Annotated in this window: 10 protein-coding genes; 7 read left to right on the forward strand and 3 right to left on the reverse strand. The window is 55.7% G+C overall.

The annotated features are described in order from the left end of the window. Nucleotides 1-149: 149 nt before the first annotated feature. Nucleotides 150-1568: a glutamine synthetase family protein gene (locus tag IMQ33_RS13130; protein WP_065683226.1), complete on the reverse strand. Its 1419-nt coding sequence runs from the start codon at nucleotides 1566-1568 to the stop codon at nucleotides 150-152. Between the two features lie 397 nt (nucleotides 1569-1965). On the opposite strand from IMQ33_RS13130, the gene puuR reads away from it, so the two are divergent. From puuR to IMQ33_RS13155, 5 genes are all read left to right on the forward strand, one after another. Then, nucleotides 1966-2523, forward strand: coding sequence for an HTH-type transcriptional regulator PuuR (gene puuR, locus IMQ33_RS13135; protein WP_021805845.1), 558 nt, complete (start codon nucleotides 1966-1968; stop codon nucleotides 2521-2523). A gap of 20 nt (nucleotides 2524-2543) precedes the next feature. Further along, nucleotides 2544-3824 carry an FAD-binding oxidoreductase gene (locus tag IMQ33_RS13140; RefSeq protein ID WP_161712370.1) on the forward strand — a complete coding sequence of 427 codons (1281 nt, stop codon included), beginning with the start codon at nucleotides 2544-2546 and terminating at the stop codon, nucleotides 3822-3824. A 171-nt stretch (nucleotides 3825-3995) separates the two neighbouring features. After that, on the forward strand, nucleotides 3996-5507 hold the full coding sequence (locus IMQ33_RS13145; RefSeq protein ID WP_065683380.1) for a sugar ABC transporter ATP-binding protein: 1512 nt from the start codon (nucleotides 3996-3998) through the stop codon (nucleotides 5505-5507). Next, nucleotides 5504-6499 carry an ABC transporter permease gene (locus IMQ33_RS13150; protein WP_024484978.1) on the forward strand — a complete coding sequence of 332 codons (996 nt, stop codon included), beginning with the start codon at nucleotides 5504-5506 and terminating at the stop codon, nucleotides 6497-6499. Before IMQ33_RS13145 ends, IMQ33_RS13150 begins: the two co-directional genes overlap by 4 nt. A 250-nt stretch (nucleotides 6500-6749) precedes the next feature. Then, nucleotides 6750-8735: a ligand-gated channel protein gene (locus tag IMQ33_RS13155; RefSeq protein WP_074028251.1), complete on the forward strand. Its 1986-nt coding sequence runs from the start codon at nucleotides 6750-6752 to the stop codon at nucleotides 8733-8735. Nucleotides 8736-8859: 124 nt separating this feature from the next. Here the strand turns inward: IMQ33_RS13155 and IMQ33_RS13160 are convergent, their stop codons facing one another. Continuing rightward, on the reverse strand, nucleotides 8860-10341 hold the full coding sequence (locus IMQ33_RS13160) for an amino acid permease (protein WP_024484976.1): 1482 nt from the start codon (nucleotides 10339-10341) through the stop codon (nucleotides 8860-8862). A 134-nt stretch (nucleotides 10342-10475) separates the two neighbouring features. After that, nucleotides 10476-11363, reverse strand: a complete 888-nt coding sequence (yieE, locus tag IMQ33_RS13165; RefSeq protein WP_065683222.1) for a DNA-binding transcriptional regulator YeiE — start codon at nucleotides 11361-11363, stop codon at nucleotides 10476-10478. A gap of 384 nt (nucleotides 11364-11747) precedes the next feature. Here yieE and IMQ33_RS13170 point away from each other — a divergent pair, with 384 nt between their 5' ends. Next, entirely contained in the window at nucleotides 11748-12827 is a 1080-nt protein-coding gene (locus IMQ33_RS13170; protein WP_196061519.1) for a YeiH family protein, read from the forward strand. Between the two features lie 106 nt (nucleotides 12828-12933). After that, the gene (gene nfo, locus IMQ33_RS13175; protein WP_065683221.1) at nucleotides 12934-13773 is read left to right on the forward strand and encodes a deoxyribonuclease IV; all 840 of its coding nucleotides are present in this window, start codon (nucleotides 12934-12936) and stop codon (nucleotides 13771-13773) included. Nucleotides 13774-13792 lie beyond the last annotated feature (19 nt).

The raw sequence follows: 13792 nt of genomic DNA on the forward strand, positions 1-13792 counted from the left end.
AATAACCGACGCGTTAAAACGTCGGCTATCTGCATTTCGCGTATTTTGCCATAAGATCACAGAAAGACAAGATCCTGAAACCTTCTAATACAAATTCTTTTGCTTAATATCAGGAAAAAGGCCCTTCATTGCCATCAGGGTACCTGAGATCAGGCATTTTTCAGCATCCAGTCGATCTCGGTTTCCGTCACCAATCTCTCAAACTGCATCAGTTCACCCATTTTGCAGGCGTGATAAACCCGTGAAAAGCGTTCACCGAGGTAGTGCTTCAGTTCGTGCTGATGCTCAAATTCGTACAGGGCATCGCTTTGGCGGATCGGGAACGGTAACCCCTCCTGCTCCAAACCGTTGCCAGTCACCGGCTCAGGCAGCGGTAATTCGGTGTCTAGCCCGTACAGCATCCCTGCCAGGATTGTCGCCACCACCAGATAAGGGTTGGCATCGGCACCGGCAACGCGGTACTCCACGCGGTGGTTCTGCGCATCGCCACAGGGAATACGCAACGCCACGGTACGGTTGTTATGCCCCCAGGACGCCTGGATCGGCACATACATCCCCGGCTGGAAACGGCGGAACGCATTCACGTTGGGTGCCAACACCGCCATCGATGCGGGCATCAGGGAGATCATGCCGGCCAATGTCCGCTTAAGCAGCGCCGAGTCTTCGCCATCCGCTTCGGCAAACAGGTTTTTCCCCGCACTGTCTACCACGCTGAGATGGACGTGCATGCCACTCCCCGCGTAATCCTCATAAGGTTTCGCCATAAAGGTGGCATGCATATGGTGATGTTCGGCCACCTGGCGCACCAACCGCTTCAGCGCCAGCGCATGATCGCAGGCTTGCAGCACGTTGTCGGTGTGATTCAGGTTTACTTCGAACTGGCCGGGGGAAGCTTCAGCCACCGCACCATCCGCCGGTAGCCCTTGCATCTGTGCCAGCGTGTCGATGTCGTTGAGCACCCCAGCAAAATGGTTGAGGTTATCCAGCGAATAGACCTGGCTCTGTACGTTGCGCTCCTGGGTGCCTGGTGCACACGGCGGCTGCAGATAACCGGCCGAGTCTCGCTGTCGATCGATGAGATAAAACTCCAGCTCTACCGCTACCACCGGGAACAGTCCGCGCTGGCGCAACGCCTGCCATATTCGGTTCAGTACATTGCGGGGTTCAACGTCAAAGGGAGTACCATCTTCATCCAGCATGGTCAGCAATACCTGGCCAACGTGTTGCGGATCTGCCGCCGACGGCGTCAGCGTACCGGGCACGGGCATGCAGATCCGATCCGGCTCGCCCAGTTCCTGGCCCAATCCGGCCTCTTCGACCACGTTGCCCAAAATGTCCATAGCGAACACCGAGGCGGGGAAATAGCAGCCTTTTTCAACTTTTTTCAACCCGGAGACGGGAATGCGTTTACCGCGGAAGGAACCATTGAGATCGGTGAGAAGGATATCGATATACTGCGTGGCAGGATGGCGTTCCAAATAGTGAGCAACCTCACTTTGGAACGCGCTACTTCGCCTTTCTTCATTATGCTGTGCAAAATCTTCTACTACTGCGCTATTGGTTTGCATACATCACCTGCCGTTGTGCTCTTGGGAATGCCTTCGCATCCGCTTGCCGATTGACTTAACACATGGTTTGATTTCTCTGTAGAGTGCGCCACAGGCTGGCGCTCAAAATAACACCCATAATATGAAACATAGCTTTAACATAAATGGTTTGCAAATGTTACAATGGCGTTTGATTATTCGCCAGGGACTGCTAAATTGATAAAATATTGACCGAAAAGGCGTTGTTTGCGCTTTGTTGGTACAGAATTTCTTCCGCCAGACCAGGGGGAAACATGGGCAATATATTTTACAACGACCGCCCAACTACCGATATCATGTGGTTTCGATATCACTCAGACAGGTACCCGGCTCCGGGTGTGATCCCAACCTGTCGCTCCTATCAGAAGGAACTACCGCTATGAGCGAAGTCAGCTTGGCACCAGGCAAGCGCCTGTCGCAGATCCGTCAGCACTTGGGTTTGTCACAGCGCAGGGTCGCCGAACTGTCCGGATTAACCCACAGCGCCATCAGCACCATTGAGCAGGACAAAGTCAGCCCTGCCATTAGTACGCTACAGAAGCTGCTGAAGGTCTATGGGCTATCGCTGTCTGAATTTTTTGCTGAACCTGAACGGCCAGATGAACCCAAAGTGGTGATCGAGCCGGACGATCTGATCGAGATCGGCAGCCAAGGCGTTTCGATGAAGCTGGTGCATAACGGCAGCCCTACCCGCAGCCTGGCCATGATGCTGGAGACCTATCAACCGGGCACCACCACCGGTGAGAAGATCAAACATCAGGGCGAAGAGATCGGCACGCTGCTGGAGGGGGAGATTATGCTGACGGTCAACGGCCAGACCTATCTGCTGACCGCTGGCCAGAGCTATGCCATCAACACCGGTATGCCCCACAGCTTCAGCAATACCTCAACGCGCGTTTGCAAGATCGTCAGCGCGCACACCCCAACCACCTTCTGACAAGATCCGCCGGAGGAGTGATGATGGAACATGTTGCCAGCTATTATGCCGCCAGCGCTAACCCCCACGCTCCTTATCCCCAGTTGAACGAGGCTATCCGCTGCGATGTCTGTATCGTCGGTGGCGGTTTTAGCGGACTTTCCAGCGCTCTGCACCTGATCGAGGCCGGTTACGATGTGGTAGTGCTGGAAGCCGCCCGCATCGGTTGGGGAGCCAGTGGGCGCAACGGTGGGCAGGTGGTCAACTCCTACAGCCGCGATATCGATGTGATTGAGGCTCGCTACGGCCAGCAGACCGCGGCAATGCTCGGCAGCATGATGTTTGAAGGCGCGGAGATCATTCGCCAGCGAATCGATCGCTACGCCATCGCCTGTGACTATCGCCCCGGCGCGGTTTCCGCCGCCTTAACGACCAAACAATTCAACGCGTTAACAGAGAAAATGGCGCATTGGCAGCGTTATGGCCACACGCAACTGGAACTGCTGGACGGGGAAACCATGCGCCGCACCGTTGCCAGCGAACGCTATGTCGGCGGGCTGCTGGATCGTCAAGGTGGCCATTTGCATCCGTTAAATCTGGCGCTGGGCGAGGCCGAAGCGGTGCGCCGCCACGGCGGGCGGCTATTTGAACAATCGGCAGTCACCCATATCGATTATGGTCAGCCCGCCAAGCTACACACTGCTCTTGGCTCCGTCAGCGCCAGTCTGGTGATCCTGGCAGGCAACGCCTATCTGGGGGAAAAGCTGGAACCCCGCCTCGGCCGTCTGAGCATGCCTTGCGGGTCACAAATCATTGCCACCGAGCCTTTATCTGCGGATATGGCCCTTTCCCTGTTGCCGGATAATTACTGCGTTGAAGACTGTAACTATCTGCTGGATTACTTTCGCCTGACGGCAGACAACCGTTTGTTATACGGCGGGGGCGTAGTCTATGGCGCACAGGATCCGGCGGATATCGAGGCCAGGATCCGGCCCTTGATGCTCAAAACCTTCCCGCAGTTGAAGAAGGTGCGCATCGATTACCGCTGGACCGGCAATTTCCTGCTGACCCTGTCGCGCATGCCACAGTTTGGCCGCCTGGAAAATAACGTTTACTACCTGCAAGGCGACAGCGGCCACGGCGTGACCTTGACGCATCTGGCAGGCAAACTGATTGCCGAAGTGCTGCGCGGCGACGCGGAACGCTTTGATGCTTTCGCCCAACTTCCCCATTTGCCGTTCTTCGGTGGCCGCCATTTACAGGTGCCATTTACCGCGCTAGGGGCCGCCTACTATGCCCTGCGCGATCGCTTAGGGTTCTGATCCCCCCGCCAAGCCGCTTTTATCGGGTTAAGCGCATTTTGCATGTTGCAAAAATGGCAATTCGTGTTACAAAAGAGTTTCTTTAGCCGTCTATACATCCAAATGAATTTCACGTTGCCGCCACCACGCCGCGATTTGAAACACGAGGGGCGCAACGTCTTCAGCCAAACTATGCCGACCAACACCGCTTCACGCCTGGAGATGCGCAATATCTCCATCGCCTTTGCCGGGTTCAACGCTCTGCAAAACGTCGATTTTACGCTGCAAGGCGGTTCGACCCATGCGCTGGTGGGGGCCAACGGCGCGGGTAAATCCACGCTGATGGGCATTCTCTCCGGCGCGCATAACCACTACCAGGGTGAAATTTTTATCGACGGCCAAAAGGTCGATATTCATTCGCCGCTGCAGGCCCGCCAGCACGGGATCCAGGTGGTGCAGCAGGAGGTGGATGTGGCTCTGATCCCCACGCTGTCCGTCGCGGAAAACATCATGCTGGACTGGCTCAATCAGCCGGGCCATCTGCTGAACTGGCGGCAGTTGCATCGTCAGGCCGCCGCGCTGTTGCAGCAGCTTGGGCTGAATATCAACCCACGCCAACGCCTGGAAGCCTGTACGTTGGCGGAGAAACAGCAGGTGCTGCTGGCCCGGGCGCTATCCCACCGCTGCCGTTTTCTGGTGCTTGATGAGCCGACGGCCCCGCTAGACAGCAATGAGAGCGAACGCCTGTTCCACATCGTGCGCCGCCTGCGCGCCGAAGGTATCGGCATCGTGTTTATTTCCCACCGCATCCACGAATTGAAAACCGTCTGCGACCATTTGACGGTCCTGCGCGACGGTCGTCATGCCGGTGAAGGCAGCATGCAGGGCCTGAGCGGTGAGCAGATCGTCGAAAAAATGCTGGGCCATTCGCTGGACGATATCTTTCCGGCTCCCCGCCCACCGCACGGCTCGCGCCCGTTGCTGCGGGTAGAGGGGTTGCACGATCGCCATAAACTGCGTGACGTCTCTTTAACCCTGCATCAAGGGGAGATCCTAGGCATTGCCGGGCTGGCGGGCGCAGGTAAGACCGAGCTTTGCAAAGCGTTATTCGGCGCAGCCCCCAGTAAATTGACGCAGGGAGAGCTGCACGGCAAACCCTGGGCACCGCATTCGCCACATCTTTCGGTAGAACAAGGCCTGGCACTGGTGCCGGAAGAGCGCCGCAAGGAAGGCATTTTTATCAACGAAGCCATCCCGATGAACCTCAGCGTCAGCGCCGATGACAGCTTCTCCCGCTGGAGCCTGTTCAGCCGCCGTCGCGAACTGCGCTGGGCGTTAGAGATTATGCAACGGCTTGGCGTGCGGGCCTCAGGCCCACAGCAAAAGCTGGCTCGCCTGTCTGGCGGCAATCAGCAAAAAGTGGCGATCGGCAAATGGTTACGCGGCAACGCCGAGGTGCTGATCTTTGACGAACCCACCAAAGGCGTAGATATCAAGGCCAAACAGGATCTGTTCCGGCTGATCGACGGTTTGGCACGTGACGGCAAAGGCATTATCTATGCTTCCGGCGAGTTTTCCGAGCTGGTGGGCCTGTGCGACCGTATCTGCGTGCTGTGGGATGGCCGCGTGGTGGCGGAACTCAGCGCCGCCGATATTGATGAAGAGACCCTATTACTGTATTCCACCGGAGGAACTCCTGCGTGAGTAAAGAATTATCCCTGAAAAGCGTTCTGCCCTGGCGCCACCAGCTGTTTGAGTTTTTGTATAAATGGGGGATGTTGCTCACCGTTGTCGCCTTGATCGCGCTGTTTGGCCTGGCTTCCGACAATTTCCTCGATGCCAACAACATCATCAACATTTTGCGTTCGATCGCCATCGTGACGGTGATTGCCATTGGCGTGTCGATCTCACTTTCGGTGGGCGGCTTCGATCTCTCCGTCGGCTCAACGGCGTCGTTGGCTAATGCGTTGGTGATCTCGCTGTTTGCCTGGTACGGCTTCGGCACTACCGGTGCCATCGTGCTGACGCTGCTGCTGTGCACGCTGGTCGGCCTGTTCAATGCCTTTTTGATCGTGGTGCTGAAGATCCCCGATATGCTCGCCACGCTCGCCAGTCTGTTCGTTATCCAGGGCGTGGCCATGACCTACAGCTACGGCGGCTCCATCACCCAGAATATGGTGCTGCCGAACGGGGATATGGCCGAAGGCGTGATCCCAGAGGTGTTTTCCACGCTGGGCCAGGTGCCGGTGATCGTGCTGATTATGCTGGCGGTGACGGTGATCATGCAGCTTTTCCTGTCGCTGACCAAGCATGGCCGCCGGATGTATGCCATCGGCGGTAACCCGGAGGCCGCCCGGCTTTCCGGTATCCGCACGGTACGTTACAGGGTTACCGCATACGTGCTTTCCTCCCTGCTGGCGGGCCTTGGCGGTATTTTGCTGGCGTCACGTATCGGTTCCTCACAGGTTAACGCTGGTGGCGGTTACCTGATGGATGCGGTAGCAGCAGCCTATATCGGTTTCTCCCTGGCGGGCTCCGGCAAGCCTAATGCTCTGGGTACCCTGGTTGGCGCGATTATCCTGGGCGTATTGCAAAACGGCCTGGTGATGCTCTCCGTGCCCTACTACGCCATGGATATCATTAAAGGGCTGGTGCTGGCATTGGCACTGGCGATCACTTACATCCAGAAACGCTGACCTCCCCCCGGCGCACCACTGCAGTGCGCCGGGCTATCCCCCTCCTTTTCCTCTGGTTTCAATACATTACTGATCAAATATACAAATGATACGAGTTATCATTTGCATTTACATTTCTGTCAATTTCCTTACAATGGCCTGACGTTTTACTCACGCAACGGAAATTCTCGCGGCAGCGTGAAAACATATTCTTTTAAATCAAACAACTAACAGGAAAACCTGTTGACCTCGGGACGGGAATATTTAACCCATGGAAAAGCCAAGCTATAACACTTTAACCGCGTTAATCCTCGCATCACTCGCCAGCGGCAGCGCTCTGGCACAAACTGAAGATACCATGGTGGTCACCGCCTCCGGTTTCCAGCAGAGAATTCAAGATTCACCGGCCACCATTTCGGTGATCCCCCGCCAACAGTTGGAAACCCGCGCCTACCGTGACGTCACCGATGCGTTGAAAGACGTGCCGGGCGTGGTGGTAACCGGCGGTGCCAGCAGCAGCGATATCAGCATTCGTGGTATGTCCTCCAAATACACGCTGATCCTGATCGATGGTAAACGTGTCGATACGCGTGGCACCCGCCCTAACAGCGATAATGCCGGTATCGAGCAAGGTTGGTTGCCGCCATTGCAGGCTATTGAACGTATTGAAGTGGTACGCGGGCCAATGTCTTCACTCTACGGCTCCGATGCCATGGGCGGGGTGATCAACATCATCACGCGTAAAACCTCGACCACTAAAGACTGGGTTGGCTCCCTGCAAGGCGATGCCACCATTCAGGAAGATCGGGATTCCGGTGATATCTACCAGACCAACGCCTACGCCTCCGGCCCGCTGATCGAGGGGCTACTTGGCCTGCGGGTGAATGGTCTGTTCTCCCATCGTGGGGAAGACCACTTCACCAATGGCTTTAACGAACAGCGTATGCGCAGCGGCACGGCGGTATTCAGCCTGACGCCGGATGAAAAGAACGATTTTGATTTCGAAATCGGCCGTTCCCTGCAGGATCGCAACAGCACGCCGGGTAAGTCCGTAGCATTAGAAAACTGCCGCAAAGGCGTCTGTAAGCCGAACTCCTCCAGCGACAACCTGTATACCCGTAATAACTACTCGATCACCCATAACGGCTATTACGACTTTGGTAACAGCACCAGCTACATTCAGCGCGAAGAGACCAATAACCCCGGGCGTAACATGAAGATGTACAACACCATCTTCAATACCCAGACCCAGTTTGACCTTGGCTCCCACATGCTGAACCTCGGCGGGCAATACCGCTACGAGAAATTGCAAGACGGTGGCAACCAGCTGGAAGCAGCTGACGGTTTAGACCAGTTGACCCGCTGGAGCTGGGCGCTGTTCGCCGAAGACGAATGGGCGCTGACCAACGATTTCAGCCTGACCACCGGGATCCGTATGGATCGCGATCAGAACTACGGCAGCCACTGGACACCGCGCATGTATGGCGTGTGGCACCTGACAGAGATGTGGACCGTGAAAGGCGGGGTTTCTGCGGGTTATCGCTCGCCAGACCTGCGCCAGTCCTCTGCAAACTGGGGTCAGATCACCGGCGGTGGCGTGAGCAACGGCATCATCGTGGGTAACCCGAATCTGAAACCAGAGAAGAGCATCAGTGAAGAGGTCGGCATACTGTGGGATAACCAGGAGGGGCTGAACGCAGGCATCACCCTGTACAACACCGATTTCAAAGACAAGATCACCGAAGTTCGCCGCTGTAATAGTTCAGAGGATCCGGCCTGCACCATCGGTAACACCACTTATGATTTCGTCAGCGACCGCGTCAACGTGGATAAAGCCAATATGCGCGGTATCGAAGTGACCACCGGCTGGCAGATCACCGAAGACTGGAAGCTGAGCACCAACTACACCTTTACCGAGTCTGAACAAAAGAGCGGTGAGTTCCAGGGCAAGGCGCTGAACCAGATGCCGAAGCACATGATCAACGGCGTGCTGGATTGGCAAGCCACTGAGGATCTCGGCCTGTGGTCACGCGTTAACTTCCGCAGCGAAACCTCGGAATACCTGAGCCGTACCTCAATGGCGGTCAGCACGCCATCCTATACCTTTGTTGATGCCGGGGTGAGTTACCAGGCGCTTAAAAACCTGCAGCTTAGCGGCGGGGTTTACAACATTCTGGATAAAACCGTGGATTACGAACACTACAACACCACGCTGGATGGCCGTCGTTATACCGTGGGCATGACTTACAACTTCTGATTGCCGAGCATAGTTTGTAACAAGGGGCTGCCATCGTGCGGCCCTTTTTTTGGTTAGCGTTTAACGGGGGGATTTTTACGGGGAGATAACGCGGCGGTAACCCGCCGCGTCTAGTGTTAATCACTTACTTATCAGGGTTCCACTTCGGGAATTCCATTTCGCTGTACTTCACCACTTTGGTGCCGCGCGTCAGCTTATAACCGAACCAGATAATCAGGAACAGTGGAATACCGATGTAGGTTGCCGTCACGCCGTACCAGTCGATACGGTCCGCCAGGAAGGCCTGATAGTTCTGCCCCAGCGTGATGATCAAGCACAGCACGAAGGCAAACATTGGCCCCAACGGGAAGAAACCGGACTGATACGGCAGATCGCTCAGGCTGTGCCCTTGCATCACATAGCCGCGGCGGAAACGGTAGTGGCTGATGGCGATCCCCAACCAGGCGATAAAACCGGTCATGCCCGAGGTATTAAGCAGCCACAGATAAACGGACTGATTACCAAACATCGAGCTAAGGAAGCACAGCGCCGCCACAACGGTGGTGGCATACAGCGCATTACGCGGCACACCGCCTTTTGACAGCTTGGCGAAAATGCGTGGTGCCTTACCTTCCGAAGCCAGCGTGAACAGCATACGGGTTGAGGCATACATCCCGGAGTTACCCGCAGAGAGTACCGCCGTCAAGATCACCGCGTTCATCACCGCCGCCGCAGAGAGCAGGCCAGCATGTTCGAATACCAACGTGAACGGACTGACGCTGATGTCTTTCACGTCATTGCGTAACAGGCTTGGATCGGTATAAGGAATGATCAGGCTGATGATCAGGATCGCGAAGATATAGAACAGCAGAATACGCCAGAACACCTGACGCACTGCACGTGGAATGTTCTTGCCCGGATCTTCCGACTCGCCCGCCGCGATACCGATCAGCTCGGTGCCCTGGAACGAGAAGCCGACGATCATCGCCACGCCAATCATGGCCGAGAATCCTCCGGCAAACGGCGCATCGCCGATCGTCCAGTTATGCCAACCGGCATTTTCACCGCCCTTCAAGATACCGAAAATCATCAGTACGCCAAGGCCGATAAAGATAATTACCGTGCTCACCTTGATCAGCGAGAACCAGTATTCCGCTTCACCGAAGCCTTTGACCGAGATGTAGTTAAGCAAGAACATCAGGCCAAGGAACAGGGCGCTCCAGATCCAGCCCGGCGTGTCTGGGAACCAGTAGTTCATCACCAGCTGTGACGCCACCAGGTCGACCGCAATGGTCACCGCCCAGTTGTACCAGTAGTTCCAGCCCAGCGCAAAGCCGAAGCCCTCTTCAACATACTTGGCACCATAGGTGGAAAACGATCCTGAAACCGGCATAAACGCCGCCAACTCACCCAGGCTGGTCATCAGGAAATACACCATCAGACCAATCAATGCATAGGAGAGTAACGCGCCGCCTGGGCCTGCCTGGGAAACCGTTGCGCCAGAGGCAACAAACAGGCCGGTACCGATGGAACCGCCAATGGCAATCATGGTTAAATGCCGCGCTTTCAGCTCGCGGCGTAATCCGGGTGCTTGCTGCCCCGCTGTTTTTATATCCTGCTGAGCCATTCTTACCCTATCTGCTCGTCAAAAATGAGGGCCGGATTGTAACAAATACCCGCCAGCGAACTAGTAACATTGCCCTGATATAAGATAGCTTCATAATCCGCGGCCAATTATTAGCAGCAGCCCTAATGATGACTTTATGCCACCTTGAGCGGATGTTGCCCAACGCAATAGCTCAAGAAACGCTGTAGCGCATTGGAAATGTGTTTTTGCCGGTGATGGATCAGATACAGCGTGCGCATCAATGGCGGCAGAGGGATACTCAGTTCCACCAAGGCTCCGCTAGCCAGCTGTTCTTCCACAACGCGACGTGACAGGCAACTGATGCCGATACCATGGCGCACCGCGTGCTTGATCGCTTCCGAGTTGCCCAACTCCATCACCAACTGGAAGTTTGGCAGGTGCGCCAGTAGCAAATGATCCAGCACTTCCCGCGTGCCAGACCCCCGCTCCCGCAGGATCCAAGGGGCACTGGCCAGCGTTGCCAGGGTCACCGGTTGCTGTAGCAATGGGTTATCCGGCGCGGCAAACACCACCAGCTCATCTTCAAGCCACGGCTGGGTGACCAACTCAGGCATGTGGCACGGCCCTTCGATCAACCCCAAATCAACACGAAAATCGGCTACCGCAACAATCACCTCCTGGCTATTCCCCACGTTCAGTTCCAACGGAGTAGCAGGAAAATCTTTGCGATAGTGGGCAATCATCTCTGGCAGCATATAGTTGCCGATGGTGCTGCTGGCGGCGATACGTAACGCGCCGCTGTCATGCAGGAACAGCTGTTCAATTTCCCCAGCTTGTTCCAGCAGAGCCAGCGCTTTGGGGTATAGCAAGCGGCCATGTTCGTTGATCACCAGACGTTTACCCACGCGATCGAACAACAACACCTTCAGTTGTCCTTCCAGATCGGCCAGCGCCGCGCTGACCGCCGATTGTGATAAAGCCAGTACCACTGAGGCCTGAGTGGTGGATCCGCTTTTCAGCACCTCGGTAAAAACTTCCAGTTGGCGCAAAGTGATATGCATAGCAGCCTCGACATAAAGAGAATGGTTATACCCGTCGTCTTTCAAGCTGCAGCGTTGTTACCTGCGCTTGTCCACCCGGTCACTTACAAAAGCAAGCTCTTGAGGATGAACAAGCTTGTCGCCTGGCAGCAACTTGAAATCCATAGGGTAAAAGACAAAACCATTTAAATTAAAACACCAAAAAAACAGTCACACGGCGTCGGTAAGCTCACCGCCCTGCCTTATAAGGTTATCACGTTTACAGGATTAGGCTTGGCGACGTAGCCGAACCGTCCAGGTGATAAACCACTTATTCCGATAGGTTATAAATATATAATCAATTTCTCTTTTAGGTCACCTGCTTTTATCATTGCACTCAGGAATTTAGCAGAGGACAGAATAATCATGGCGAGTCACAGCACTCAACCCTATCCCGAACAGCGTTTTCCCCTGTTTGGACTCCCACGGTTGATACCAGGCTTACTGCTGACCGGTGCGCTGACTGCGTTTTCGGTCTGGGCGGGCGATGTTCCCTGGATTGCCGGGTTGGGATTAGGCGCCCTGACGCTGGCGATCCTGTTCGGCATCCTGGTTGGCAACACTCTTTATCCCTGGTTGCAGCCTAGCTGCCATACCGGCGTACAGCTGGCCAAACAGCGGCTGCTGCGCCTGGGGATCATTCTTTATGGCTTTCGTTTAACCTTCCAGCAAATTGCCGACGTGGGGGCCAGCGGGATCATTATCGATGCCCTGACCCTGAGCAGCACTTTCTTGCTGGCCTGCTGGTTGGGTAAAAAAGTGTTCGGCCTCGATAGCCAAACCACCATGCTGATCGGTGCCGGTAGCAGCATCTGCGGAGCCGCAGCCGTAATGGCCACCGAGCCGGTGCTCAAGGCGGACTCCAGCAAGGTTGCCGTCGCAGTCTCTACCGTAGTGGTGTTTGGTACGCTGGCGATCTTTGCCTATCCGTGGCTGTATCAACTGAATGAGCACTTCCAGTGGCTGCCGTTGACGCAGGAAACCTTCGGCATCTACGCGGGTTCGACAATCCATGAAGTGGCTCAGGTGGTTGCTGCTGGCCATGCCATCGGCCCGGATGCGGAAAACGCGGCGGTGATCGCCAAGATGATCCGCGTCATGATGCTGGCCCCGTTCCTGCTGTTGCTGTCTGGCTATATCAGCCGCCGGGCCGGTAGCGGCAGCAAGAGTGAAAAATCGGCCATCACCATTCCGTGGTTCGCCGTATTGTTCATCGCCGTTGCCGGGCTGAACTCGTTCAACCTGATCCCGGCCACGCTGGTACAGCATCTGATCACCATCGACACCTGGATGCTGGCCATGGCAATGGCCGCTTTAGGGCTGACCACCCACATTAGCGCGGTACGTCAGGCTAGTGTGAAACCCATCTTGCTGGCGACGCTGCTGTTCGTCTGGCTGATCGTTGGCGGCGGTGCAATCAACCTGTTGGTGCAGCACCTGTTGTGATCCCCCCTCTTCAGGCCCGAGCTTTCGGGCCTGCTTGTTTTGCCCCCGCCATTCAATCCTTCGCTTATCAATGCCATAATGGCAGCGTTAACACAGGAGAATGAAAATGAAGTTTGTCGGTGCACACGTCAGCGCTTCTGGCGGCGTAGATCAGGCCGTGATCCGCGCACACGAATTAGAGGCGACCGCATTCGCCCTGTTCACTAAAAATCAGCGTCAATGGAAGGCCGCCCCGCTGCCTGCCGACGTGATAGACAAGTTTAAAAGTGCCTGCGCACAGTACGGCTACGGCCCAGGGCAGATCCTGCCGCACGACAGCTATCTGATTAACCTCGGCCATCCGGTAACGGAGGCGCTGGAGAAGTCCCGCGAGGCATTTCTTGACGAGATGCAACGCTGTGAGCAACTGGGGCTGACGCTGCTGAACTTCCACCCGGGCAGCCATCTGATGCAGATCGATGAGGATAAATGCCTGGCAAGGATCGCCGAGTCAATCAACATCGTGCTGGATAAAACCCAGGGCGTCACCGCCGTGATCGAGAATACCGCCGGGCAAGGCAGCAATCTGGGGTTCAAATTTGAACATCTGGCGGCGATCATCGACGGTGTAGAAGACAAGAGCCGCGTTGGCGTCTGTATTGATACCTGCCACGCTTTCGCCGCCGGTTACGATCTGCGTAGCGAAGAGGATTGCCAGAAGACGTTTAAAGAGCTGGCCGACGTGGTGGGCTTTAACTACCTGCGCGGTATGCATCTTAACGATGCCAAGAGCGAGTTTGGCAGCCGCGTTGACCGCCACCACAGCCTGGGTGAAGGCAATATCGGTAAGACCGTGTTCAGCTATATCATGCGCGACCCGCGCTTTGATAATATCCCGCTGATCCTGGAGACAGTGAACCCGGATATCTGGGCCGAGGAAATTGCCTGGCTGAAAGCGCAGCAGTAATTTTTCTGCAGACATAAAA

Origin of the sequence: Serratia sp. Res13-Sevr-LER1-36-b (genome assembly GCF_015673035.1) — a bacterium.
Taxonomy (GTDB): Bacteria; Pseudomonadota; Gammaproteobacteria; order Enterobacterales; family Enterobacteriaceae; genus Chania; species Chania fonticola_C.